24 protein-coding genes are annotated in these 25,199 nt (G+C 44.5%); 5 read left to right on the top strand and 19 right to left on the bottom strand.

What is annotated here, in order from left to right; all coding sequences use genetic code 11:
- Positions 1–43: 43 nt before the first annotated feature.
- The 3 genes from mazG to rlmD all read right to left on the bottom strand — a co-directional run bounded on the left by mazG (position 44) and on the right by rlmD (position 4,635).
- On the bottom strand, positions 44–904 hold the full coding sequence (gene mazG, locus QF117_RS08110) for a nucleoside triphosphate pyrophosphohydrolase (RefSeq protein WP_282388507.1): 861 nt from the start codon (positions 902–904) through the stop codon (positions 44–46).
- A gap of 122 nt (positions 905–1,026) precedes the next feature.
- Entirely contained in the window at positions 1,027–3,249 is a 2,223-nt protein-coding gene (gene relA / locus QF117_RS08105; protein WP_282388506.1) for a GTP diphosphokinase, read from the bottom strand.
- Positions 3,250–3,318: 69 nt separating this feature from the next.
- Positions 3,319–4,635, bottom strand: coding sequence for a 23S rRNA (uracil(1939)-C(5))-methyltransferase RlmD (gene rlmD, locus QF117_RS08100; RefSeq protein ID WP_282388505.1), 1,317 nt, complete (start codon positions 4,633–4,635; stop codon positions 3,319–3,321).
- Between the two features lie 167 nt (positions 4,636–4,802).
- On the opposite strand from rlmD, the gene barA reads away from it, so the two are divergent.
- Positions 4,803–7,613: a two-component sensor histidine kinase BarA gene (barA, locus tag QF117_RS08095; RefSeq protein WP_282388504.1), complete on the top strand. Its 2,811-nt coding sequence runs from the start codon at positions 4,803–4,805 to the stop codon at positions 7,611–7,613.
- On the opposite strand, the gene acpS is transcribed toward barA, so the two are convergent.
- The 11 genes from acpS to rpoE all read right to left on the bottom strand — a co-directional run bounded on the left by acpS (position 7,610) and on the right by rpoE (position 16,765).
- On the bottom strand, positions 7,610–7,990 hold the full coding sequence (gene acpS, locus QF117_RS08090) for a holo-ACP synthase (RefSeq protein ID WP_282388503.1): 381 nt from the start codon (positions 7,988–7,990) through the stop codon (positions 7,610–7,612). The genes barA and acpS overlap by 4 nt on opposite strands.
- A gap of 5 nt (positions 7,991–7,995) precedes the next feature.
- Positions 7,996–8,727, bottom strand: coding sequence for a pyridoxine 5'-phosphate synthase (pdxJ, locus tag QF117_RS08085; RefSeq protein ID WP_282388502.1), 732 nt, complete (start codon positions 8,725–8,727; stop codon positions 7,996–7,998).
- Entirely contained in the window at positions 8,724–9,452 is a 729-nt protein-coding gene (recO, locus tag QF117_RS08080) for a DNA repair protein RecO (RefSeq protein ID WP_282388501.1), read from the bottom strand. Before recO ends, pdxJ begins: the two co-directional genes overlap by 4 nt.
- Before the next feature lie 90 nt (positions 9,453–9,542).
- Entirely contained in the window at positions 9,543–10,505 is a 963-nt protein-coding gene (gene era / locus QF117_RS08075) for a GTPase Era (protein ID WP_017036579.1), read from the bottom strand.
- Positions 10,498–11,175: a ribonuclease III gene (gene rnc / locus QF117_RS08070; RefSeq protein ID WP_282388500.1), complete on the bottom strand. Its 678-nt coding sequence runs from the start codon at positions 11,173–11,175 to the stop codon at positions 10,498–10,500. The genes era and rnc overlap by 8 nt, the downstream gene beginning before the upstream one ends.
- Positions 11,176–11,211: 36 nt before the next feature.
- Entirely contained in the window at positions 11,212–12,108 is an 897-nt protein-coding gene (gene lepB / locus QF117_RS08065; RefSeq protein ID WP_282388499.1) for a signal peptidase I, read from the bottom strand.
- Positions 12,109–12,196: 88 nt separating this feature from the next.
- The gene (lepA, locus tag QF117_RS08060; protein ID WP_282388498.1) at positions 12,197–13,990 is read right to left on the bottom strand and encodes a translation elongation factor 4; all 1,794 of its coding nucleotides are present in this window, start codon (positions 13,988–13,990) and stop codon (positions 12,197–12,199) included.
- Positions 13,991–14,087: 97 nt separating this feature from the next.
- Positions 14,088–14,582, bottom strand: coding sequence for a SoxR reducing system RseC family protein (locus QF117_RS08055; RefSeq protein ID WP_282388497.1), 495 nt, complete (start codon positions 14,580–14,582; stop codon positions 14,088–14,090).
- On the bottom strand, positions 14,579–15,544 hold the full coding sequence (rseB, locus tag QF117_RS08050) for a sigma-E factor regulatory protein RseB (RefSeq protein ID WP_282388496.1): 966 nt from the start codon (positions 15,542–15,544) through the stop codon (positions 14,579–14,581). Before rseB ends, QF117_RS08055 begins: the two co-directional genes overlap by 4 nt.
- A complete protein-coding gene (locus QF117_RS08045) occupies positions 15,541–16,161 on the bottom strand; it encodes a sigma-E factor negative regulatory protein (protein ID WP_282388495.1) in 621 nt (206 codons plus the stop codon). The genes rseB and QF117_RS08045 overlap by 4 nt, the downstream gene beginning before the upstream one ends.
- Positions 16,162–16,186: 25 nt before the next feature.
- Positions 16,187–16,765 carry an RNA polymerase sigma factor RpoE gene (rpoE, locus tag QF117_RS08040; protein WP_017036572.1) on the bottom strand — a complete coding sequence of 193 codons (579 nt, stop codon included), beginning with the start codon at positions 16,763–16,765 and terminating at the stop codon, positions 16,187–16,189.
- A gap of 344 nt (positions 16,766–17,109) precedes the next feature.
- On the opposite strand from rpoE, the gene nadB reads away from it, so the two are divergent.
- Entirely contained in the window at positions 17,110–18,729 is a 1,620-nt protein-coding gene (nadB, locus tag QF117_RS08035) for an L-aspartate oxidase (RefSeq protein ID WP_282388494.1), read from the top strand.
- Positions 18,730–18,782: 53 nt separating this feature from the next.
- Here nadB and QF117_RS08030 read toward each other — a convergent pair whose 3' ends face one another.
- Positions 18,783–19,106: a protein YgfX gene (locus tag QF117_RS08030; protein ID WP_348984836.1), complete on the bottom strand. Its 324-nt coding sequence runs from the start codon at positions 19,104–19,106 to the stop codon at positions 18,783–18,785.
- A gap of 49 nt (positions 19,107–19,155) precedes the next feature.
- Positions 19,156–19,416, bottom strand: coding sequence for a succinate dehydrogenase assembly factor 2 (locus QF117_RS08025; protein WP_017036569.1), 261 nt, complete (start codon positions 19,414–19,416; stop codon positions 19,156–19,158).
- Between the two features lie 206 nt (positions 19,417–19,622).
- Here QF117_RS08025 and ygfZ point away from each other — a divergent pair, with 206 nt between their 5' ends.
- From ygfZ to QF117_RS08010, 3 genes are all read left to right on the top strand, one after another.
- A complete protein-coding gene (ygfZ, locus tag QF117_RS08020) occupies positions 19,623–20,594 on the top strand; it encodes a tRNA-modifying protein YgfZ (protein ID WP_282388492.1) in 972 nt (323 codons plus the stop codon).
- On the top strand, positions 20,587–21,066 hold the full coding sequence (locus QF117_RS08015) for a YbaK/EbsC family protein (RefSeq protein ID WP_282389441.1): 480 nt from the start codon (positions 20,587–20,589) through the stop codon (positions 21,064–21,066). The genes ygfZ and QF117_RS08015 overlap by 8 nt, the downstream gene beginning before the upstream one ends.
- A 564-nt stretch (positions 21,067–21,630) precedes the next feature.
- Positions 21,631–21,837, top strand: coding sequence for a DUF1107 domain-containing protein (locus QF117_RS08010; RefSeq protein ID WP_282388490.1), 207 nt, complete (start codon positions 21,631–21,633; stop codon positions 21,835–21,837).
- A 79-nt stretch (positions 21,838–21,916) separates the two neighbouring features.
- On the opposite strand, the gene QF117_RS08005 is transcribed toward QF117_RS08010, so the two are convergent.
- From QF117_RS08005 to QF117_RS07995, 3 genes are all read right to left on the bottom strand, one after another.
- Positions 21,917–23,143 carry an FAD-dependent 2-octaprenylphenol hydroxylase gene (locus tag QF117_RS08005; protein WP_282388489.1) on the bottom strand — a complete coding sequence of 409 codons (1,227 nt, stop codon included), beginning with the start codon at positions 23,141–23,143 and terminating at the stop codon, positions 21,917–21,919.
- Between the two features lie 21 nt (positions 23,144–23,164).
- The gene (ubiH, locus tag QF117_RS08000) at positions 23,165–24,343 is read right to left on the bottom strand and encodes a 2-octaprenyl-6-methoxyphenyl hydroxylase (protein ID WP_282388488.1); all 1,179 of its coding nucleotides are present in this window, start codon (positions 24,341–24,343) and stop codon (positions 23,165–23,167) included.
- A gap of 138 nt (positions 24,344–24,481) precedes the next feature.
- Positions 24,482–25,060, bottom strand: a complete 579-nt coding sequence (locus QF117_RS07995; RefSeq protein WP_282389440.1) for a YecA family protein — start codon at positions 25,058–25,060, stop codon at positions 24,482–24,484.
- Positions 25,061–25,199 lie beyond the last annotated feature (139 nt).

Below are 25,199 nucleotides of genomic sequence, written 5' to 3'. Positions count from 1 at the left end.
AAAATGAGTCAACTTTTAACCACTAGTAAACAGAAAATACGGTTTACTTTTGATTCTTCTTCAACTTTTCCAAGCGCTTAACTTCATCCCACATCGCATCGAGTTGCTTCAAATTGAAATCCGTTAACGTCTTGCTTTTTTGATTGACCAGCCCTTCAATCTGCTGAAAACGGCGGGTGAATTTAAGGTTTGCTTTGCTTAATGCCGACTCAGGGTTTTGCCCCAAATGACGAGAAAGATTCACAACCGCAAAGAGCAAATCACCCAGTTCACTTTCTACTCGTTCTGCATCGACTTCGACTTGCAGCGCTTCTTCCATGACCTCTTCAATCTCTTCATGGACCTTTTCGACAACAGGCCCTAACGTGTCCCAGTCAAAACCAAATTGAGCACATTTTTTCTGTATTTTAATCGCACGAGGAAGAGCTGGTAGCGAGTTAGGGATAGCGTCCAAAATGCTGTCCCATTGCGGGTGATCATCACCGTCGAGGTTCTTCGCTCTATCTAGATTCTTGGCCGCTTTCTCTTTCGCTTTCTCTTTCGCTTTTTCAATCTCCCAATTGGCGTTGATCGCTTCTTCGCTGTCAAATTGAACGTCTGAAAATACATGTGGGTGACGACGAGTGAGCTTTTCATTCACCGTTTCCACCACATCTGAAAAATCAAACAGCGCTTGTTCTTTTGCTATTTGACTATAGAAAATCACTTGAAACAGAAGATCACCCAATTCTTCTTTTAAATTTGGCCAGTCTCGATTATGAATCGCATCCACCACTTCATAGGTCTCTTCTATGGTGTGAGGAATAATGGTGTCGAAGGTTTGCTTTTGATCCCAAGGGCAACCATTGTCAGGATCACGTAGCGTCGCCATTATTTGTTCTAACTGTTCAATTGGATGACTCATTTCTCTTATTCCTCTAAACAAAAAGGTGAGCAGCCAAAACCACTCACCTTTATTCCATTATTGTCTCTGATATTTTTTACTCGATCGCTAGCGCAGTTAAGGTGCTAAATACAGCGTAAAAATTAGCCTAGACGTTTCACGCTCATCACATCTTTCAATTGCTCTACGCGCTGTGTGACTCTGCCCAAAATCTCGATATTACTCAGCTCTAAGTCAAAATCCATGATTGAAAGCTGTCGCTTGTAATCACTGCGACTCTTCATGCTGGTGACTTTGATTTTTTCGTTCGCGAGTAACGAGGTAATATCTTTCAATAATCCGCTTCGCTCCATCGCTTCAATGCGTACCGTTAAGATGTAAGATCCGACAAAGCCACTTCCCCACACTGTATCGATAATACGCTCTGGTGCGTGGTGGTTCAGCTCCGCCAGCTGCTCACAGTCAGCTCGGTGAACAGAAATACCTCGGCCTTGAGTGATATACCCTTTAATGTCATCCCCAGGAATAGGCTGACAACAACGCGCTAAATGCGTCATTAAGTTATCAACGCCCTCAACAACGACCGCATCTTTCTTTGGACGACTGTGCACAACCGGTTTATTTTCTGCCTCTTGCAATCGTTCCAGAGCTTGTTGATCTTCTTCTTCTGCCGTGGGCTTATTTACTAATGCGTTAATGTGATTAACCACCTGATTAATCCGCAAATCGCCACTGCCAACACCCGCGTAAAGCTCATCGGTTGTATTGACGTTAAACCGTTTTAAGGCATATTCCTGTGCATGTTTTAGAGTCGCACCAACCTTTGCTAATTCAGCCTCTAGAATCTCTTTACCTGCTTCTAGGTTTTTCTCTCGGCTTTGTTTTCTAAACCACGCATTGATCTTAGCGCGCGCCCGCCCCGAATGAACAAAACCTAAGGTTGGGTTTAGCCAGTCACGAGAAGGGTTAGGTTCTTTCTGGGTAATGATTTCTACTTGATCACCCATGGTGAGTTTATGGGTAAATGGAACAATACGACCCGCGACTTTGGCACCAATGCAACGGTGACCAACCATTGAGTGAATGTGGTAGGCAAAATCCAGTGGCGTTGCCCCCATGGGTAAATCAACCACATCTCCGCGAGGCGTAAAGGCATAAACGCGATCATCAAAAACTTGGCTTCGAACTTCATCCAGCATTTCACCTGAATCTGACATCTCTTCTTGCCAGTCGATCAGTTTACGCAGCCAGGTGATCTTTTCGTCGTAACCGCTTCGAGCTGTCGACGCGCCCTCTTTGTATTTCCAGTGCGCCGCCACACCTAGCTCAGAATCTTCATGCATCTGTTTGGTTCTGATCTGAATCTCTATGGTTTTACCTTCAGGTCCCAAAACGACGGTATGGATAGACTGATAACCATTGGGTTTGGGGTTGGCGACATAGTCATCAAACTCACTAGGAAGGTGTTTGTATTTCGTATGGACAACACCCAATGCGGCGTAACAATCTTGCAATTGATCGGCAATGATTCGCACGGCGCGAACATCAAAAAGCTCATCGAACTCTAAGCTCTTTTTCTGCATTTTCCGCCAAATGCTGTAAATATGTTTAGGTCGGCCACTGACTTCAGCATTGATGCTAGACACCGTCATTTCAGACGTTAAGTCATCAACAAAATCAGTGATGTACTGCTCACGGACAATGCGACGTTCCGACAGTTGTTTGGCAATTTGTTTGTACGTTTCGGGCTGCTGGTAACGGAAAGCATAATCTTCAATTTCCCACTTTAGCTGGCCGATCCCCAGCCGGTTCGCCAATGGCGCGTAAATGTTGGCACACTCTTTTGCTGCCGCTCTACGCACGTCATCCGGGGCTTTTTTGACTTCAATAAGATTACAAATTCGCTCTGCCAGTTTGATAACGACACAACGAAAATCGTCGACCATCGCCAGTAACATCCGCCGAACATTATCAACCTGGTTGGAAGCGGCACTGCCTTCAAGTGTCACGTTCAACTGACCAAGAGCGGCCATTTCTTCAACGCCATCAATCAGCTTAATCGTCTCTTTACCGTAACTCTCTTCAAAGAGTTCACGTTCAAAGGCACCAGCCGACACTAACGGGAAAAGCTGGGCAGCGACTAACGTGGCCTTGTCCATCGACAAAGTCACTAAAATTTCGTTCATTTCACGCCCGCGCCATAATAGCAACTGCGCATCTTCACGACCTTCCACCACGGTTTCACAATGGCGGTAAACTTCTTTAAGTCGCTTGGTAATATTCTTGTCTTGTCCTAGGCTAGCCACCCAGTTATCTAAATCAAACTGCTCGTTTGGGTTTAAATGCGCGCTTCTTACCGCAACCATCTTTTCATCCTAGAAAATATTATTATGTTTTCGACTGATCTTTTGGTGATTAGTTCTTGTTGATTGGTTCTATTTTTCAAACAGAGCCATAGACTCTAAATGACTGGTATGAGGAAACATGTCCAACACACCTAATTTGGTCAGTTGATAGCCCTGTTCAAGTAAGCTCTGACTATCCCTAGCAAGGGTAGCAGGATTGCAAGAAACATAAACAACGCATTGGGCGCCAAATTGTGAAATTTGATCAACGATCCCACTCGCTCCTGCTCTGGCCGGGTCAAGAAGGACTTTATCAAATTTTTCTTCGGCCCAAGGTTGTGTGATCAGATCCTGCTCTAAGTTTGCTTGATAAAAACGGGCATTATCCAGCCCATTGTCCATGGCGTTTTTACTCGCTTGAGCCACCATCTCTTCAACCCCTTCAACCCCAACCACAGCATCCACTTTCTGAGCAATGGGTAAGCTAAAGTTCCCCAAGCCACAAAATAGGTCGAGCACTCTGTCTTGGCTGGAAAGATCAAGCCAATCCATCGCTTGCTCAACCATTTGGGCATTCACGTCTTGGTTTACCTGAATAAAGTGATTAGGCATAAAAGACATCTTAACCCCTGCATCCTGGTAATAAGCCGGCTCACCTGAGACTAAATCCAACTGATCATTACTTGGCATTAAGTACAGAGTCGCGTGATGTCGCTTCGCGAGTTCAGTCAAAGCATGGCTATCCTTTTCTGCTAACGGTTGGAGATGGCGCAATACCAATACGATGCCATTATCCGCCTTGACCAATTCGACATGCCCTAATGTTTCTGGCTTTTTAAACTGAGAAAGGAGTAATTTCAGCTCTGGCAGCAATGCACTTAACGAAGGTTCAAGCACTCCACAGTGGTCGATATTCACGATCTGTTTACTCTGTTTTTTTCTAAAACCAAACTGAAGTTTTCGCGTTTTTTTGTCCACAAATACGCTGATTCGTGCACGGCGTCGATACCCTTTGTCATCAGCAGAAAGCATTGGAGATAAAGCCAGTTTTTGTCCTGCAAATTTACTCATGAGTTGGCTAAGTGACTGCTGCTTATAGTCACGCTGCGCTGAATGTTCTAAGTGCTGTAAGTTACAACCGCCGCACTCTTTATAGTAAGAACAAAATGGATCCACACGCTGAGCGCTAGGCTCAAGGACTTTTATCAATTGGGCTCGAGCAAATTTACTTTTACTTTCCGTCAGCTGAACCACGACTTTTTCACCTGGCAACGCTTGATCGATAAAAACAGGCTTTTTATTGAAGTGAGCGATTCCCGAGCCGAGGTTATCGAGCTTTTCAACCAATACTGACTGATGTTTTGTTTCTATTTGAGTTTTCTTTTTTGGTTGGAAAAAACGTGCCATGCTCTAAGTGCCCAAAGTCGTTATTGCTGATTAATTTACCCCCAGCATCACTATTTCTCACTGGGCATATTGTCGAATGGTGTCGACTTGATTAAGCTAGCAAATTAGCTTAATAATTCGCTTTGCGGGTTATTTTCCCATATCCAACCCGCGATGTTTAGATAATAATGACTAGATATGGTTTACGAGCGCGAGTTATTACTCTTACTCTCGCGCCAACCCTAATAATTGGCTTGTTACTCAGCAGTTTCTTTTCTTTCAATCGTTACCACGATCTCGAGACGCAAGTCATTCAATCTGGGTTAAATATAATCGAACCTTTGGCGATCGCCAGTGAAGATGGCATGCGCAATCAAAGCCATGAGGCCGTGCGACGTCTCATTAGTTATTCTCATCGAAAAAATTCCAAGTTTGTTCGCAGTATTGCTGTTTTTGACGCAAAACATGAGCTGTTTGTGACGTCAAATTTCCACCCTAATTTTGAGTCACTGACTTTCCCTAAAGATAAGATCATTCCTCTTCATAGCTCTTCACTACTGAGTGATAACTCTCTCATTTTGCGAACCCCTATTTTGCCTGAATCACGATTGGCCATCGCGACAGAATTGGAAGGGGAAGGGGAAAGCCAGGCATTCGGTTACATCGCTATCGAGCTGGATCTTTCTTCTTTGCGCCTTCAGCAATATCAAGAGATCCTGCTTTCGGTCTTAATTCTACTGCTTGGGCTAGGGCTTTCTGCCATTTTTGCAATGCGCTTGATGCACGATGTGACACGCCCTATTGAGCACATGAAAAATATGATTCAGCGTATTCGACGCGGACACATTGATGTGCGTATCGAAGGTAAGATGCACGGTGAATTGGACTCATTGAAAAATGGCATCAATGCCATGGCGGAATCCCTGTCGGCCTACCACAGTGAAATGCAGCACAGCATTGACCAGGCTACGTCTGATCTTCGAGAAACACTTGAACAGTTAGAAATTCAGAACGTAGAGTTAGATATTGCGAAGAAACGGGCTCAAGAAGCGGCGCGAGTAAAATCTGAGTTTCTTGCCAATATGTCCCACGAACTGAGAACACCGCTGAATGGTGTTATTGGTTTCACTAGACAGATGCTCAAAACTCAGTTAACCAACAGCCAAACAGATTACCTACAGACTATTGAAAAATCGGCCAATAACCTGTTGAGCATTATCAATGATATTTTGGATTTTTCTAAACTGGAAGCGGGAAAACTGGCACTCGAAAATATCCCATTTGAATTCCAAGACAGCCTTGAAGAAGTCGTCAACTTGCAGGCGACATCGGCTCACGAAAAAGGCTTAGAACTGACGCTCAAAATCGATCCTAAAATACCCGTTGGTCTGGTGGGCGATCCCCTGCGAATTCAGCAAGTACTGACCAATCTGGTTGGCAACTCCATTAAATTTACAGAACGAGGCAATATCGATATCAGTGTTGAGCTTCGTTCACAAAAAGACGACTTGGTTGAGTTGCAGTTTATGGTCAAAGATACGGGTATCGGTATCTCTGAACGACAACAGGCGCAATTATTCCAAGCCTTTAGCCAAGCTGATGCGAGTATTTCCCGTCGCTATGGCGGTACAGGGCTTGGTTTGGTTATTACCCAGAAACTGGTGAGTCAGATGGGAGGAGAAATCAGCCTAACCAGCCGCCTGCACCAAGGATCAACCTTCTGGTTTACTTTGAGACTTCATGCTACCGATATGCCATTGAGCGCCCTCATCGATGCCAAGGTCTTAGAACAGCAGCATTTATTACTCATTGAGCCGAACATGCAAGCAGCCTCGGTGATCCAGCAAACGCTGATTCAAGAAGGCTTAATTGTCACTTATCGCTCGTCGATGCCTGAAGAAAATGAACGCTATGATTACGTCATTCTCAATCTGGCACCGAATAAAAATGCCGCTGTGGACACCATTGCAGAATGGGTAGAAAAAGCCAAGACCGTGTCACCTAACGTGATAGTGGGTACGCCTAGTACCGAATTGGCCCTGGCCGATCATCTTATTCAAACTCATGATGTTCAATGTATTACTAAGCCTTTGTCTCGTAAAAAGCTCCTTCAAACGATGATAGCGAATCAACCACCCACGCTGTTACCGGCCATAGAGCAGACTTACCATGAGACGCTCCCCTTAAAAGTCATGGCTGTTGATGATAATCCCGCGAACTTGAAGCTGATTACTGCGCTACTGCAAGAGCGAGTGGAAAGTATTATCGCTTGTACCAACGGTAAAGATGCTGTGCAGCAAGCAGAGAATCATGCCTTTGATATCGTGCTTATGGATATTCAAATGCCTCATATGGATGGCGTCACGGCATGCCATAAAATCAAACAAACTGAGCTCAACGCCAACACACCTGTTGTTGCCGTCACGGCCCACGCAATGGCCGGAGAAAGAGAACGTCTACTTAATGCCGGTATGGATGATTACTTAACCAAACCGATTGAAGAACACGTGTTGCAACAAGTTTTGGTTCACTGGAATCCAAACACCTCAGAGAGTGACGTAGAGAAACTCGATATTTCCCTGTCGGATAACAACATTAACCCGCCGCTTGCGACCGATACGAAGCGTTCGGATGATACAACGAGTAACCAAACCATTATCATTGATTGGCAAGCTGCGTTAAAACAAGCCGCAAATAAAGAAGATTTAGCAAAAGAGATGCTCACCATGCTAGTGAGTTATATTCCTGAAGTGTATGAGTATATTAATGCGGCGTTAGAAGAGGACCAAGAAGAGACTCACGATCTTATTCATCATATTCATAAGTTGCACGGAAGTTGCTCTTATTGTGGTGTCCCTAAACTTAAACATGTTTGTGCCGCTCTTGAAACCGCACTTCGTTCAGGAAAGAGTATCGAAGACGTCGAACCTGAACTGTTTGAACTTCAAGATGAAATGGATAAAGTACTAGCCTCGGCGAAATTGCACTTAGAGGGTTAAGATTCTAGTAGAACCGTTGCTACTGCATACCGACGTTCATCTGAAATCGTCAGGTGAATGTGGGTCACCCCCATTTTGTCTGCCAGTTCGAGGGCTTTATTAGAAAGCGATAACATCGGTTTGCCGAGTTGATCGTTACTGATATTGAAATCTTGAAAAGATACGCCTTGAGCAATGCCCGTACCCAGCGCTTTTGATGCGGCTTCTTTAGCGGCAAAACGCTTAGCTAAAAAGCGCCCTTTCTGTTTTAAACCCCGATACGATTCCATCTCAGAATTCGTCAGTATTCTTTGTGCAAAAGCCTCTCCTGATCGGGAGAGGGCTTTTTCAATGCGTTCAATCTCGGCAATATCGGTTCCTAAACCAAGAATGGACATGGCTGTTAACCTCGAGCGGCTTGCATGATGGCTTTCATGTCTGCAACCGATTTAGATAAACCATCAAACACCGCTCTGCCCATAATGGAGTGACCGATATTCAGTTCATAAATCTCAGGCAGCGCCGCAATAGGAGCAACATTGTGATACGTCAAACCATGCCCAGCATTAACAACAATGCCTAAGTCATCGGCGTAGCTCGCAGCGGCGGCAATCTTCTTCAATTCATCTTGTTGGTCAGCTTCGGTTTTTGCTTCGGCATAATGACCGGTGTGCAATTCGATATAAGGGGCCCCCGTCGCTTTTGCTGCGTCGATTTGTTCTCTATCGGCATCAATGAACAAAGAAACCTTAATACCCGCGTTGGTCAATTTCTCTGTTGCTGCTTTAATTTTCTCAAGTTGACCGGCGACATCTAATCCACCTTCCGTTGTCAACTCTTCACGTTTTTCAGGCACAAGACAAACAAACTCTGGTTTTGTTTCTAATGCAATGCCCACCATTTCATCAGTCACGGCCATTTCTAGGTTCATTCGTGTTTGCAACGTTTCGCGCAAAAGGCGAACATCACGATCGACAATATGACGACGATCTTCACGAAGATGAATGGTAATGCCATCTGCTCCTGCGCGCTCAGCAATTTCAGCGGCATGGACGGGATCTGGGTACTTAGTGCCACGTGCGTTGCGTAAAGTAGCGATATGATCGATGTTTACCCCAAGATAAATTGAGCTCATTTTCCAATACTCCTTGCTTTGGGAATGCCTATTCGAGGTAAGAACAATTCCCGGCTTTTTAATGGTTTGCCGCCAAGATAAGGCTTTAAGGCTATTCGTGTAAAGCGTTTTGCTGCTTTCAGCTGCTCTTTGGTGGTAAATCGACGTTCACTGATCGCAATTAACTCGTCACCTAAAAATGAAAAGTGGTCTTTTCTCACCGAGGCAATAAACCCTTGTTGTTCACGATACCGATAAGTCATAGTAGGTTCAACAAGCTCTCCTGTTCCTGCACAATGCATAAAGTCGACCCCGTAACCGAGTGCTGAGAGCAAGGCAAGTTCAAAACGCCTTAAGGCGGGCTCTGGATTATCGCTTTGTGCTAACTCAGTCAGTGCGTGCAGGTAGTCATGGAACAAAGACGGCATGGCAACTTCGGCAACAAGAACCCGTCCAACAAGCTCGTTAACGTACATCGCAGAATACAGGTTAATACCGGACAATGGCAGGCCAAGGCTGATCGGTTCCGCTTGACGAAGGGTCTTCATTGAACTGTTGCCCGACCACTTCAACAACAGAGGTGTAAAAGGTTGAAGAGCACCTTTTAGATTAGAACGCTTGCTACGAGCCCCTTTCGACATCAAAGTGACTCGGCCGTATTCTTCGCTAAACACATCCAGTATTAAGCTTGATTCACTGTAAGGGCGACGATGCAATACAAAACATCGCTGTAGTCCTTCACTCATACCGCCACCCTATTAAAGATACAAAAAGAGAGAGTTAATACTCTCTCTTTTATCTAGCAAAAACAAATCGTGTTATCGATTATTGCTGTATTATAAATCGTCAATATAGCCTAATGAACGTAAAGCTCGCTCATCATCTGCCCAACCGGATTTCACTTTGACCCAAGTTTCTAGGTAAACCTTACGGCCAAATAACTCTTCCATATCAAGACGCGCTTCACGACCGATAGTTTTGAGTTTTTCACCCGCTTTACCAATCACCATTTTTTTCTGACCGGTACGTTCAACCCAAATTAGAGCATTGATATGAAAACCATCGTTGTCCGGATTGTAGTCAAAACGTTCAATTTCAACGGTGACTGAATATGGCAATTCATCGCCAGTAAAACGCATCAACTTTTCGCGGATAATTTCAGACGCCATAAAGCGTTGAGATCGATCGGTGACGTACTCTTCAGGGAAGTGATGCTTAGCTTTTGGTAAATGATTTTTTACGTGTTTACGTAACACATCCACATTTTTACCCAGCTTAGCCGAAATAGGCACCACATCGAGGAAATCCATCTTTGAAGAGACTTTCATCATGTGCTGCATAACATCGTTGCGATCTTGAACGTTATCAACTTTGTTAATACACAGCACAACGGGATAATCGGCTTTTCTTAGCTTGTTCAACACCATTTCATCGTCTTCAGTCCAATGGGTACCGTCGACAAGGAAGAAGACTAAGTTGACATCACTTAAAGAGCTGTTCGCAGCGCGGTTCATCAAGCGGTTGATCGCGCGTTTTTCTTCGATGTGAAGCCCTGGGGTATCGACAAAAATCGCTTGATAGTCACCTTCAGTTTCAACGCCCATAATACGGTGGCGTGTTGTCTGTGGCTTACGAGAAGTAATCGAAATTTTCTGGCCTAAAATGTGGTTCAACAGTGTTGATTTTCCAACATTTGGGCGACCAACAATGGCAACAAAGCCACAATGTTGATTTTCAGGAGTGCTTGGTGTGTTGCTTGACGCGAAATACGCATCAATATCAAATTCGTTATCAGCCATTGGTCAATTGCTCTAATGCTGTTCCAGCTGCCGCTTGTTCTGCTTTGCGACGACTGGTACCTTTTCCAATAACAGGCTGTCCGAGGCCTGCCACTTCACACGACACGGTAAATTCTTGGTTGTGTGCTTCACCTTTAATATTAGTCACTATGTACTCAGGGAGTGGCTTTCTTCGACCTTGAAGGAACTCTTGAAGGCGTGTTTTAGGATCTTTTTGCGATACACCGGGTTCAATGGCATCTAAGCGTGTTTTGTACCAGCTTAAAATAACCTGACGAACCTGCTCTGTATCGCTGTCTAGATACACGGCGCCGATAATAGCTTCTACTGCATCAGCGAGAATAGAATCGCGGCGAAAGCCACCACTCTTTAACTCACCTGGACCTAATTTTAAGTAATCTCCGAGTTCAAATTCACGGCCTAGCTCAGCCAATGTATGACCTCGAACTAAGGTAGCACGCATGCGACTCATGTCGCCTTCATTCACCTTAGGAAAACGATGATACAAATCATCGGCTATCACAAAACTTAAAATTGAATCGCCCAGAAACTCAAGACGTTCATTGTGCTTACCATGAGCACTTCTATGCGTTAGTGCTAATTCTAGATGATCGGTATCGTTGAATTGATAACCGATCTTTCTTTGTAGCTTCTCAATAGGAGAATTCATACTCTCTCGACTTGTTTGGGTCCAGCTTATGCTGGACTAGTTAATACCACCGATGCGATTAAATCGTACACCGGTTGGGATCCATGAAGGCAATGCACTGTCGTCACTGCGTTCAAATTCAAAGCTAATCCAAATACCCACAGCTTTACCGACTAAATTGGCTTCAGGAACAAAACCCCAGTAACGGCTATCAGCACTATTGTCACGGTTATCACCCATGACAAAATACTGACCTTGTGGAACAACCCATTCACTCACACCACTGCGAGGTTGATACGCTTCGCGGCGGTCTTGTCTCAATGGATTCACTAAAATCTGATGTTTGACTGCGCCTAGTTTTTCATCCAGTCGGATCAGCTTAATACCATTTTGAGAGAATTCACTCTCTTCGACATTCGATAAATGCACAGGCTTACAATCACGCTCACCGACCGCCTGAATACAAAGTTCTTTCTTACCGTTATAACGCACGGTATCACCCGGCATACCGACAACACGCTTGATATAATCGATGCTTGGTTGTGGTGGGTACTTGAATACCGCGACATCACCACGCTCTGGCTTACCGGTTTCCACCAACTGGCTGCGCCATACTGGATCTTTGATTCCGTAAGCGAACTTTTCCACCAAAATGAAGTCACCCACCAATAGAGTCGGCATCATGGATCCAGATGGAATTTGAAACGGTTCATAGATAAAGGAGCGCAATACTAAAACAAACGCGATCACAGGGAAGATAGAGACGCTATTTTCAATCCACCAAGGTTGAGTTCGCATCTTTTCAACCGTCGCTGAGTCTAATCCATTGGTTTCAGCCTCAGCATTGTCTATTTTTTGTTGGCGCTGCTTAGCCCAAACCCACTTTTCCAGTGCCCACACTATGCCGGTAACCAGTGTTACGATGACTAGAATCAGTGAAAATGTATTTGCCATTAGCTTCCCTTATCTAAAAATACGAAAGTGAAAGAGCCGAAACCCTTTCACTTAATAATGTCACTTCAAAGTACACGTACTTTAAGTGTTAATCTTTGCCTACATGAAGAATGGCTAAAAATGCTTCTTGCGGCAGTTCAACGTTACCGATCTGCTTCATGCGCTTCTTACCTTCTTTTTGCTTCTTCAGTAGTTTTTTCTTACGACTGATGTCGCCACCATAACATTTTGCAATAACGTTTTTACGTAACTGCTTAACGGTAGAACGAGCAATAATATGCGCGCCAATCGCAGCTTGAATAGCAATATCGAACATTTGTCGAGGGATGAACTCTTTCATCTTCTCGACCAATAAACGACCACGGCTTTGCGCATTATCGTGGTGAGTAATGATAGCAAGCGCATCGACCCTGTCGCCATTAATCAGTACATCCACACGGACCATGTTTGACGCTTCATAGCGATGGAAATTGTAATCCAGAGACGCATAACCACGCGAAGTCGATTTCAAACGGTCAAAGAAGTCTAAAACAACTTCAGACATTGGAATATCGTAAGTCAAGGCAACTTGGTTACCGTGGTACACCATATCCACTTGAACGCCACGCTTTTCGATACATAAGCTAATAACGTTACCTAAATAGTCTGAAGGCACTAAGATATTGCAACGGGCAATCGGCTCACGGATCTCTTCAAGATCATTAATTGCGGGTAACTTTGATGGGCTGTCTACATACAAAAGCTCACCTTTGTTTAGCACCACTTCGTAAACTACCGTTGGGGCTGTAGTGATCAGGTCTAAGTCGTATTCACGCTCGAGACGCTCTTGAATGATTTCCATATGCAGCATGCCAAGGAAACCACAACGGAAACCAAAACCTAGTGCTGCTGAGCTTTCAGGCTCATAAAACAGCGACGCATCGTTTAGACTAAGTTTGCCTAGTGCATCACGGAAGTTTTCATAATCATCGGAAGAGACAGGGAACAAGCCTGCGTATACCTGCGGTTTCACTTTTTGGAAACCCGGTAAGCGCTCTGAACAGCCGCCTTTTGCCAAAGTAAGCGTATCACCCACGGGGGCACCTAGGATGTCTTTAATACCACAAACTACCCAGCCAACTTCACCGGTTCGAAGAACATCAGTATCGACTTGCTTCGGAGTAAAGATACCAATACGGTCAATGCCCCAAACCTGGTCTGTACTCATGACTTTGATTTTGTCATTTTTCTTCAGTGAACCATTTTTGATTCGAACTAATGAAACAACACCAAGGTAGTTATCAAACCACGAATCAATGATCAGTGCTTGCGTTGGACCTTCAGGATCACCCTCTGGTGGTGGAATCTGCTTAACGATAGTTTCTAGAACGTCGTCAACGCCAAGGCCTGTTTTGGCTGAACAACGCGTGGCTTCCATCGCGTCGATACCAACAATCTCTTCAATCTCTTCCGCTACGCGCTCAGGATCAGCGGCTGGCAAGTCAATCTTATTCAAGATTGGCACCACTTCCAGATCCATTTCAATCGCGGTGTAACAGTTCGCTAGGGTCTGGGCTTCTACACCCTGGCCAGCATCAACCACCAACAATGCACCTTCACACGCTGCTAGAGAGCGAGATACTTCGTAAGAGAAGTCTACGTGTCCTGGGGTATCGATGAAGTTAAGTTGATAGGTTTCACCATCTTTCGCTTTATAATCGAGTGTCACACTCTGCGCTTTAATGGTGATGCCACGTTCACGCTCTAAATCCATTGAATCTAAAACTTGAGCGTCCATTTCACGTTCACTTAATCCACCACAAACTTGGATTAGACGGTCTGAAAGGGTCGACTTACCGTGGTCGATATGGGCGATAATCGAAAAATTACGAATGTGCTTCATAGGCTTGGGGTGACTAAACTCGTTGAAAATGGGAATAATATGAAAGCGGCCTGAGGCTGCATTTCAATCAAGTTGGCAGATTCTACCCAATTTCTAATCAATTCGCACTCTTATTTGCGGTTTGAATAATGGCCCCGCCAAGGGTTCGAAGTAAAATCACCTGCTGCTCAGAGGCTTGCTCCAATTTCAGGGCCTTGTGCTTTGCTAGCTTAAACCCAGCAAAGGCAAATAAAAACGCACTGGCAATCACACCTGGCTCCCCCACTTGAAAGTAAGGAACAAGTAGCAACTGCCCTAAAATGGCACCGAGTATTAACGAGAACAGAGGAATTAAATAAATGGTTGCCGCTGATTGCAGCAGTGTTTTTTCAGGAAAACCAATTTCAACAACATCCCCTTTATTCGCCGGTTTAAGGCTAGCGACCCTCCAAGAAAGCGCCTTAGCCCCCACGGCTTTACTCACAATCCCCGTTCCACAACTTTGTTTTGAGGCGCAGCTAGAACAACTGGTTTGTTGATCGCAGCTCAGCTCAAGAATGTATTCTTGGTCATTATTATGCACCGCAGCAACGGTGGCCAAAGCTGTCATCATTGGGTTGCCGCCTTAATCTCATTAAATGAAATGGACTGAGCAATACGCTTGGCGGTACTCGGGGGAATATCACCGACCACAGATATTTCAGAGCGGCCTTTAACAAAGCTATGAAGCGTTCTTCGCCCTTGACGAACGAGTTGCCCTTTCAAAGAGTGATCATCGCTGTCTGAGACGTAGACTGAAAAGCTAAATAGGCCATCTGAATACATTTGGCTTTCAACCATTCGATCAGTCACAGCCATTCGGTAACGATTAAGCTCTTTAGATTCAAAGCCACTCGGTATCCAGCCAACACTCCAGAATGTTTGTTTCACATTGCCTTTTGGCAAGGAGATAACCTCTGGTAATTGAGCATCTTTCAAACCACTAAGAATACCTTCAATTTGATCGTTAATTGAGTAGGAAATCGTACGATATTGCTCTAATACTTCGCCATCTCGATCAACCAAATCAGCTCTAAGTGGGAGACTATTTTTCTCATCGACCCATAAGACATAGGAATACCTTAAACCGTCTTTTGGTACGATACGTAAAACCTGACAAGCCGTTCCTGCTTCTCTCGCCCGACCAACGGTAATGAAGTCATAATGTTCACTCAAATGATCGATACTTGTGTTGAGCAGTGGAATCGTCGGTGCGACCATCTTCCCTGACTCAATAGTAAATGGCTCTACGCCAGGTTCAATGTAACTGACCTCATCACCACGACGTATCACCTCACGAACAGGGCCACTGAGATAAACGAGATGGGCAAGCTGCTGGGATTCACTTCGAGCGTGACGATACAGCAAAGGTTCAATGCTATTCTTTTTGATCAGAACATAAGAGAGTTCGTAATTTAACTGCTGACTTGCTTCATTCATTTGATGCAACAAAGCCTCTGCAGAAGAAGATTCTGCAAAGGCGTTATTGACATTCAAACTGAGCAGCGTCAGAGCACTGATCAGGATTTTTTTCATTCAATTACCGGTTCAATGATGTCGCCATCTGAATATTCACTGTTCAGCCTTAGCTGTAACTCGTAATCGAGAAGCATTGCGTTAACACGACGGCGCTGCTCTTGAACATTCACATTTTGATTCTGTTTTCCTACGGATTCGCGACTCAAACTCACAGGCTCAACACTGCCTGATAAAGGAATCGTTTGTAATACAGGAAACTGTTCCGCCGATGAGGACTCTGCACCAGAGTACTGTTGCACACCAAATATGACGGCCAATGAGACACAGGCTGCGACAGCCACTTGCCCAAATTGAGGCATCCAGTCAGGCAAATAGCGTTTTGCTTGGCTCGGCGTTGGTTGAGTTTCTCTGTGTGTAGCTAACTCTGAAACGTTGCTATTTAATAAGCTATGCGTCAACGAGGTATGCGTTGGCTCATCTTCGAGAGCTAATGCGACACTTCCAGCAATGTTCCACTCCGCAACCTTCGGCGTGTCACCACGCATTACATCACCAATCAAATGGTAATTTTTCCAGGTATCTAGACATTCTTGATCGAGTTGAATCTCTGAAATCAGAGCTTTATCGACCACTTCTCCATCCATGAGTGCTGAAAGTTTTTCTTGGTCAGCCATTATTTTCACCATTTTATTACTAGTACTAACGCTGCAAAAGAGGCTTTATTTTCTTTTCCACCGCTTCACGAGCACGGAAGATACGTGAGCGTATCGTTCCTACGGGGCAATCCATTACTTCTGCGATTTCTTCATAACTTAAGCCATCTAGCTCTCGTAGCGTCATCGCGGTTTTTAAATCTTCTGGCAGTGCTTCTATCGCGCTAAAAACCACTTGTTTCAATTCATTGGACAACGTTAAGTTCTCAGGGTTCGATATTTCTTTTAGCGCACTGCCCGTTTCATAGTATTCAGCATCTTCAGCATCAACATCAGTCGCAGGAGGTCTTCGTCCTTGGGCAACAATGTGATTTTTAGCAGTGTTAACAGCAATACGGTATAGCCAGGTATAGAACGCACTTTCACCACGAAAGGTGGGAATGGCTCGATACGCTTTGATGAAAGCCTCTTGGGCCACATCGGCTACATCGCCAGAATTGCTCACATACCGAGAAATAAGATTGCATACTTTGTTTTGGTATCTCAAAACCAGTAAATTGAATGCTTGCTTATCTCCACTCTGAACTCGCTCAATCAAGACCTGATCGGTAAGCTGCTCGTTCATTCGAGCGTGTACTCCTATTGTTATTCACTCTTATCCTCACAGATATGAGTATTCATAATGCACATTGTAGTATTGACACCACTGCCTACATGAGCACTATTGTGACTCAGTAGTAAAAGGAAAGTTCAAAACTTTCTTAAAATAATGACAAATAATAATTTACAGTGTGATGTGCTCGTCACTTATTCAGTGAGAGAATTTTGAAGCTGATATTGATTAAAAGCAATCGGATTTACAAAGTATTGCGCTTAATGTAGTGATAAGATACATCGAATATGACGCATTGTTGCGTATTTAAATAGAGAGTTGGATGACTCTATACAGTTCGGGATTTTAAAAGACTTATGAACGCAAACCGTGAACATCAGTGTGATGTATTAGTGGTAGGAGGTGGCGCAGCTGGCTTGTCTTTAGCTCTTCGCGTCGCTGAGCATGGAAAAGTCATTGTATTGAGCAAAGGCCCTCTCAGTGAAGGGGCCACCTATTATGCTCAAGGTGGGATAGCCGCTGTCTTCGATGAATCAGACAGTATTGAATCGCACGTGCAAGATACAAAAGTGGCTGGCGCAGGGCTTTGTGAAGAAGGCACCGTCCGATTTATCGCAGAGAATGCAAAAGAGTGCGTTCAATGGCTGATAGATGGTGGTGTGCCCTTTGATCGCGTAGAAGATGATACCGACGATAAACCGCGTTACCATCTCACCCGAGAAGGCGGCCATAGCCATCGTCGAATCCTTCATGCTGCCGATGCAACCGGCATGGCAATGCAAACCTCTTTGCAAGCAAACGTCCTTCGTCATCCTAATATTGAAATCCTAGAGCGCCATAACACTTTAGATCTCATTACTGAAGACAAAATTGGTGGTGACGCCAATAAAGTCGTTGGTGCTTATATCTGGAATAGAAACGAAGAGCATGTGGAGACGGTAAGAAGTAAGTTCGTCGTACTTGCGACCGGTGGTGCGTCTAAGGTTTATCAATATACATCCAATCCTGATGTTTCTTCTGGTGACGGTATCGCGATGGCTTGGCGAGCCGGTTGTCGAGTCGCGAACCTGGAGTTTAATCAGTTTCATCCAACCTGTTTGTTTCACCCAGAAGCTCGAAACTTCCTACTGACGGAAGCTCTTCGTGGAGAAGGGGCTTATCTGCTGCGCCCAGATGGTACTCGCTTCATGAAAGATTTTGATGAGCGCGGTGAACTGGCCCCTCGAGACGTGGTTGCCCGAGCAATCGATTTTGAAATGAAACGCCTCGGCGCCGATTGTATGTATCTCGATATCAGCCACAAACCGGCCGACTTTATCGAAAAACATTTCCCGACCATTCACATGCGCTTGCAAGACCTTGGTATTGATATGACTAAGGAAGCCATTCCGATTGTCCCAGCCGCACACTATACCTGCGGAGGGGTTATTGTCGATCAATCGGGCAAAACGGATCTCTCTCAATTGTATGCGATTGGTGAAGTCAGCTATACAGGCCTTCATGGGGCAAACCGTATGGCATCGAATTCATTGCTTGAATGTGTCGTGTACGCTTGGGCTGCTGCCAAAAATATCGTCGCTCAAATAGACCAAGCGAGCATGCCACCTAGCTTACCGGCATGGGATGAAAGCCAGGTGAGTAATTCAGATGAAGAGGTCGTTATACAACATAACTGGCATGAGTTGCGTCTCTTTATGTGGGATTACATGGGCATTGTACGTACCGACAAGCGCTTAGAGCGAGCACTGCGCCGCATTCAATTATTGCAGCAAGAAACGCATGAGTATTACAGCTACTTTAGAGTGTCAAACAATCTATTGGAACTGAGAAACTTACTCCAAGTAGCGGAATTGATGGTTCGTTGTGCGATGCAACGTAAAGAGAGTCGAGGCCTGCACTACACATTGGATTACCCCGAGCTGGCGAAAGAGAGCGGTCCAACCATTTTGGATCCCAAAACCAAGAATGCATCTTAGGGTTTCAGTCGTCTGAACTCCCCCTTTTCCAATGTCAAAAGCGCATCCCGAGACTAATCGTGGTGCGCTTTTCTTATTTCCATGAGCAGTTTGCGATATTCATCATCAGAAACACTGTCTCTCCATAATAGAAAGCGCCGGTTGTCTGCGAAGTGGAGAACCACCCCCACAAACGCAACATTTAAAACAGCGTATCTGATTGGGTATTTTTCCTGTTGATACTCCAATACACCATGTTCGCTCAGGCGGAACTCTCCACGAATAGAACGCGGCATAAAACCTGAATGCCAAAAGAGGAAAATCAGAGACAACAATAGAACAAAAGTAAGAACGAAAGGGATGGAAGAAATAATCACTAGCCACGCCATCAATAACAAGAAAATGGTATTAATAGCGAAGGCATAAAAAGAAGGTTTCGCTGTCGCGTTAACGAACTTTTGAGAGGTTATGGGCAACAATTTTATCCACGATAGATGCGTGGCCTAGGTTCTCACTGCGGCCATGACCCATAACCCATGTGAAGAGATCTGGATCATCACATTCAAGCAGAGAAACAAAATCTTGCTGCTCATTAAAGTTTAACGATTCAAAGCACTCTTCAAAAAAAGGCATAATAACGACATCAAGTTCTAGCATTCCTCGACGGCATGCCCACTTAACGCGTGCTTTTTGTTCTGTGGTGTACATGGATGATTCCCTACTGTGTATTCACTGGCAATGAGTGTACCAATCCCTGCGGCAGACAACTATTATCCCAGTCACAGTCCTTTCTCTCGAACAAAAAAGATTATCGACATTGTATCGCCACGTCTCTCATTCTTGAATGGACCTAACCATGAACTGAGATTACCATAGAGGAAGAAACCTCTCACATTTGTATCTAGGACGATAACATGGACTGGCAGCAACAATTCAATACACTTTCAATCTCACCTGAAACCTCGCTACCATCATTAATGCTAACCCACCTAAGTTCGTGGGGAGCGATTACCATGATAGGCGATGACAAAAAATCGTACTTACAAGGTCAAGTCACCTGTGACGTCGTAGGTTTAGAGAAAGATCAATCGACCTTTGGTGCCCATTGTGATGCAAAGGGAAAAGTATGGAGTATTTTTCGCTTGTTTCATCACAACAACGGCTACGCAATGTTTCAACCCAGCAGTGCTATCAAAACCGAACTTTCGGAGATCAAAAAGTACGCCATTTTTGCGAAAGTTGAGATTAACCAATCTCAAGATATTCCGTTGGGCATTATGGGGCCAAATGCCCAAGAATGGATAGACAGATTAAGCGAAGAAACGGGTGACGTTAGGCCTATTAACGGTGGAACAGCCATTAAAATAGATCAGCAACGCTGGTTACTGCTGATCACACCAGAAGCCGCTGTAGACCTAGTGAATAATAGTGATGCCGAAAAAGTCACCGAAGAGTTATGGACACGTTTTGATATTGAAGCTGCTTTGCCCTATGTTGATGAAGCCATTCAAAACGCCCACATACCTCAAGCGCTTAACCTTCATGCTCTGGGTGGTATTAGCTTCTCCAAAGGCTGTTATACCGGGCAAGAAACGGTTGCAAGAGCCAAATATAGAGGCATCAATAAACGTGCAATGTATATCGTAACGGGTACGACAGAAGAGCCGCTTTCTCGTTTCGACTCAATCAGCCTTGAACGTGCTGTTGGAGAAAACTGGCGTTCTGCGGGTGAACTGCTCAGCCATTATCAATTTGAAAATGGACAAGCCATGGGGCTTATCATCGCATCCAAGGATCTAGAGTTAGACACCCCATTTAGGCTCAAAGAACAGCCCGAACATTCATGGTCATTACAAACGCTTCCTTATTCACTTGATGATGAATAACCCCATATCGACCCCTGTCACTCGTTACCTTGATCAGCAGCAAGTGGATTACCGCTTGCTGCCTCAACAGCACGCCACAATTACGATTGAAGATACGGCAAAACAGCGTGGTGTACGTCCTGAACAAATGGTGAAGAGTATTGTATTAAGAGATATGGGTGATCAATACACTTTAGCCTGCGTCCCTGGTAATCAAAGTGTCGACCCTAAAAAAGTACGAAGCCTATTCAATTGCCGACGAATGACCTGCGTCGATTCAAACAATGTGGCTCTTATTACTGGTTATCAGCCTGGTACTGTCTCTCCTTTATTACTTAGGACTCCAATACCCGTCGTATTTGATGTGCAATTAACGCATCAAACGGTCATTACCATTAGCAGCGGTCATGCCATGCTGGGTATTTCATTACGCAGTGATGACCTGATCACGCTGTGCCAACCAACCATTGCGCCAATTTGTCGCAATAATTAAAGCACAGCAATGTAACGTTACATTTTATTGCGATGCTAATCTAAAGTACAAACACCAAACTTAGAATTTTTATTCACAAATAAAACATAAATAGTCACAGGGTGTTTTTTACCGTAGAGTATCCCTGTTGGTTAAATGTTGAAGTGAACATTCATTCGCTTAACGCCTTCTCCAACAAAAAAGTGTATCCACTGATTGTTTCAGGACATCCACTTTTTGTGTAATGCATCTGTGACTATTCGCCCGTTCATTCTGTAGCGGGCATTTTTTTAATTTTTATTTACAAAAAATTAACACTCTTTTATGAAATGCACGCTATTCTTAAAAATGTCACAATTTTCCGGCTAAATAGGTCGCAGAGTTAGGTGGCTTGGTTCATCGCTTTGATTAACTTTGGGGAGCCCATCACGCTAACTCGGGTATTTGTCTTAATATCTGCCTAAGGCAGCACAAATATCCAAACATATCAGTTGAATATGCATAATCCTCTCGCCTTATCACAATAATATGAGAGGGAAGTTTATATAATCCGCACTGCTAGAAGAATAATAAGGATATCATTTTATGAGACTGTTTAAGCGCTATACGCCAAGTATGATTGCTAAACACATTAGTCGGCTTTTCAAGGGGAAAATCTACATCTACGGTGTAGGGAAGTTTGAATTTGATAACGGAAAGCTCATCTTACCGGAGCGTGCCGATAATCGTCATTTTCAAGCGGTTAAAGAAGTGAACGGGGAAATCAAAAAACTACGTTGTGCTTACGCGTAAGGCTTAAAAAATTAGTAAGGGTTGGCCATGTGCCAACCCTTTTTCATTTCAAAGTAATCTTCATAAAGCGACAAAACCGCTACGACACGATCTTGCTTGAGCCTTTGGCTAACTCTGGCAAATGCCCTTTTAAACCTAATGCTCGCTTCATTATTTCATCTTTTGCTCCAGGAAGATGGCTGGTTAACTTCATCCCAATACCGCGGATCAGTTTTTTCGCTGGGTTATCCCCCTCAAAGAGATCTTTGAAACCCTGCATTGAAGCGATCATTTTTGCCGCTTCTGACTTTCTCCAACGCTCATAACTGCGTAAGTTGCGCTTGCTTCCAATATCTTCTCCTTGCGACCAAAGAGCTTTGATTTCTTGTACTAAGCTTGCTGCATCCAGTAATCCAAGGTTTACACCTTGCCCTGCCAAAGGGTGAATAGTGTGTGCTGCATCCCCGACTAGAGCGACTCTATCTAAAGCAAAATCTCTCGCGTAACGCATTCGTAATGGAAATGCCGAGCGTTCGCCTACCACTTCACAAAGCCCAAGCCGATGGTCAAACTCTGCAGTCAATGACTTGTTAAATTCTTCATCAGACATGTTTACTAATTGTTCAGCACGGCTTGGATCCGTTGACCAAACAATCGAACTCATGTGTTGATCAGACATGGGTAAAAAAGCCAATGGCCCCAGTGGTGTAAACACCTGACGAGCAATAGACGTGTGCGGCTCTGCGGTTTTCACATTCGCCACAATGGCACTGTGCCCGTAATCCCAATGTGTGAGTGGAATATCAAGTTGATTTCTTACCCACGAGTTCGCTCCGTCTGCGCCAACCACCAATTTAGCCGTTAACGATTGGCCATTATCTAACGATAACCAAGCTTCACTTTCACCAACGGCAATACTCAAACACGTATTCGGCATAAACAATGACACGTTGCTTTGCTGTTTTACTTTTTCCAACAGTGCTAGCTGAATCACCCGATTTTCTACAATATGGCCTAAATTAGGTTGTGAATGCTGCTGAGCTTCAAATTCTATTCGAGCGAAACTGTCTTGCTCCCACACTTCCATGCCCACATAAGGCGATAAACGGCGTTGTTGTATTCCTTCCCACGCTCCTACATTTTTCAATATTGTTTCACTGGAACGGCTTAAAGCAGAGACTCTTACATCAGGCAGTTCTTGCAGCGAGAGGTCTGGAGTGTGCCCTTCAATCACCGCCACTCTTAGCGCGGTATCTTTAAACGCAGCAGCAAGAGTTAATCCAACCATGCCTCCACCAACGATGGCGATATCGACGCTTTGCATCATATTTCAATTACCTTATATTTGTTATCGCTTAACGATACCTAATGTTCTTCGTAATAATGGAGCTTTCAGCATGGAGAGATTATCCATCGCCATTAAAGCAAGATTTCGACCGATGCGCATTGGCAGTAAGTCATTTGAAAATGTATGCACAAGTCCCGACGTCATGGATATGGTGGTATCACGGTCAATCTGTCGACGCTTCATATAGGCGTTCAGCACTCCATAACAGCCTGGGTCAGATGGGGATAACATGATTTCTTCAACCAAGCTGGCGACATCGCGAATACCCAGATTAAAACCTTGCCCAGCAATGGGGTGTAACGTTTGAGCTGCATTCCCAACCGCGGCAATACGGTGAGTTACATTTCGCTGTCTATGACGAAGAACCAGAGGGTAACTCGCTCGCTCTCCGACTTTGGTAAACGGACCTAGCCTCCACCCAAACTCGTTTTGTAACTGTTCAAGAAACGACTCATCATTCAGTGACAGTACTTCCTCTGCACGCTCAGGAGACAAGCACCATACCAACGACAGCCGATGATTACTCATTGGCAGCAAAGCAAGTGGGCCGTGCTGAGTAAAGCGTTCAAATGCACGTCCTGAATGATCCTCTCGGCTGACAACGTTGGCAATGACAGCAGATTGCTGATAATCATGTTCATCGAGATCTAGCCCAACTTGCTGGCAACATGTCGACATGGCACCATCGGCGGCAACCAACAACTTTGCCTTAATCTCGGAACCACTAGAGAGCGTTAATTTAACGTAGTCAGCTTCTTGCTTAACCTGAGACACAGAGTCCGGACAAAGAAAATCGATATCTGAGCGGGTTAACATTTTGGACTGGTAAATTTGTCCAATATCGGCAAGCTCGACCACATACCCCAACGCCTCAACACCCACATCAGCTTGGTGAATGTCGGTCATGCCTAAGTGAGTACGATCAGACACATGAATGTGACGAATGGCGGTTGCTACTGGTTTTATCCCATCCCAAAGGTTATAGCTCTTTAGAATGTCCACCGTCCCCGAAGAAAGAGCAATAGAACGAGAGTCAAAACCAGGATGAGCATGATGATCAGTTTGATACGACTCAACAACTGCAATCGACAGGGTTTGTTTACTCAGCTCAGATAACGCTAACGCTAAGGTTGCGCCCGCCATCGCTCCACCAGCGATAACCACATCGTACATTTTCATTGGCCCTGCTTTTTTATCAACATCTTTATCACCATCGTATCTATGACTTATTGTTCATGACGAACCGCGTGCTTATTTAGCATGGACAATAAAACCATGTCTTCTTTTACCTATTAGAGCTTGAATTGGCTGACAGTTCTAATGCAGTGTTGGTTTTTTTGAACTTTCTTTCTCTTTAACACCATATTCGGCATTAATAGTGAGAACGCACACTTTCACATGCTCTATTACCTGCTCTAATAACAGAGCTTGCTCTTCAATATCATCATCTTCATCGATACCAAGCTTGGCCATTTCTTCCAAATCCGCAAGGACTTCTTTCACATCCAAAGGGGCTTTGTTTAATTTCGTTCCAACCAACCCAAGCCCCGAGATAAAGTGATTGATCCAATCGGATACGCCATCGGCAAGATCAAACACAGTGGCACTGACTTCTTGATCAGGCAGTAACAAGGTTAACTCAAAATCAGAACCGGCTAATTCTTTCGACGTCGCATCAAAAATTTGCTGCGCGATTTGTAGCGCTTTATCAGGCCAACCCATGCCATCATTTGTGTAATCGAAGATCAGAGGTTGCCAGCTTTTATCGGTTACCGCTAAGCCTCCACATAACATTCCGGTCAATAAACCGTGGAGTTCTGAAGGGTTAACGGCCAATGTGGCAGACTGCAACTCCGTTGCACTTGAAAGGTAGGCTGGTAATGTCATTTCGCTCATGATTCGACCTGTTTTTCTAATAGTATTTCTCATTCTAACATTTCGTCGTTACAGGCGAAAATAGAGATAACGGCATTATGGTTAGCTTTCACCCGATTTGCCCAATAACTGTGTTCTTAGCACTTGTTTTACACACCTG

It is taken from the genome of Vibrio sp. YMD68 (assembly GCF_029958905.1).
Taxonomy (GTDB): Bacteria; Pseudomonadota; Gammaproteobacteria; order Enterobacterales; family Vibrionaceae; genus Vibrio.
This window is presented reverse-complemented; position numbering and strand designations above follow the sequence as displayed.

Coding starts and splice junctions, on each gene's coding strand:
- QF117_RS08005 (WP_282388489.1), bottom strand. CDS start 23,143: ATGATGCAAAGCGTCGATATCGCCATCGTTGGTGGAGGCATGGTTGGA.
- relA (WP_282388506.1), bottom strand. CDS start 3,249: ATGGTTGCGGTAAGAAGCGCGCATTTAAACCCAAACGAGCAGTTTGAT.
- QF117_RS08010 (WP_282388490.1), top strand. CDS start 21,631: ATGAGACTGTTTAAGCGCTATACGCCAAGTATGATTGCTAAACACATT.
- QF117_RS08045 (WP_282388495.1), bottom strand. CDS start 16,161: ATGGCTGACCAAGAAAAACTTTCAGCACTCATGGATGGAGAAGTGGTC.
- ubiH (WP_282388488.1), bottom strand. CDS start 24,343: ATGAAAATGTACGATGTGGTTATCGCTGGTGGAGCGATGGCGGGCGCA.
- rpoE (WP_017036572.1), bottom strand. CDS start 16,765: ATGAACGAGCAGCTTACCGATCAGGTCTTGATTGAGCGAGTTCAGAGT.
- nadB (WP_282388494.1), top strand. CDS start 17,110: ATGAACGCAAACCGTGAACATCAGTGTGATGTATTAGTGGTAGGAGGT.
- lepA (WP_282388498.1), bottom strand. CDS start 13,990: ATGAAGCACATTCGTAATTTTTCGATTATCGCCCATATCGACCACGGT.
- era (WP_017036579.1), bottom strand. CDS start 10,505: ATGGCTGATAACGAATTTGATATTGATGCGTATTTCGCGTCAAGCAAC.
- acpS (WP_282388503.1), bottom strand. CDS start 7,990: ATGTCCATTCTTGGTTTAGGAACCGATATTGCCGAGATTGAACGCATT.
- pdxJ (WP_282388502.1), bottom strand. CDS start 8,727: ATGAGCTCAATTTATCTTGGGGTAAACATCGATCATATCGCTACTTTA.
- rlmD (WP_282388505.1), bottom strand. CDS start 4,635: ATGGCACGTTTTTTCCAACCAAAAAAGAAAACTCAAATAGAAACAAAA.
- rseB (WP_282388496.1), bottom strand. CDS start 15,544: ATGAAAAAAATCCTGATCAGTGCTCTGACGCTGCTCAGTTTGAATGTC.
- QF117_RS07995 (WP_282389440.1), bottom strand. CDS start 25,060: ATGAGCGAAATGACATTACCAGCCTACCTTTCAAGTGCAACGGAGTTG.
- ygfZ (WP_282388492.1), top strand. CDS start 19,623: ATGGACTGGCAGCAACAATTCAATACACTTTCAATCTCACCTGAAACC.
- QF117_RS08025 (WP_017036569.1), bottom strand. CDS start 19,416: ATGTACACCACAGAACAAAAAGCACGCGTTAAGTGGGCATGCCGTCGA.
- barA (WP_282388504.1), top strand. CDS start 4,803: ATGACTAGATATGGTTTACGAGCGCGAGTTATTACTCTTACTCTCGCG.
- recO (WP_282388501.1), bottom strand. CDS start 9,452: ATGAGTGAAGGACTACAGCGATGTTTTGTATTGCATCGTCGCCCTTAC.
- mazG (WP_282388507.1), bottom strand. CDS start 904: ATGAGTCATCCAATTGAACAGTTAGAACAAATAATGGCGACGCTACGT.
- rnc (WP_282388500.1), bottom strand. CDS start 11,175: ATGAATTCTCCTATTGAGAAGCTACAAAGAAAGATCGGTTATCAATTC.
- QF117_RS08055 (WP_282388497.1), bottom strand. CDS start 14,582: ATGATGACAGCTTTGGCCACCGTTGCTGCGGTGCATAATAATGACCAA.
- QF117_RS08015 (WP_282389441.1), top strand. CDS start 20,587: ATGAATAACCCCATATCGACCCCTGTCACTCGTTACCTTGATCAGCAG.
- lepB (WP_282388499.1), bottom strand. CDS start 12,108: ATGGCAAATACATTTTCACTGATTCTAGTCATCGTAACACTGGTTACC.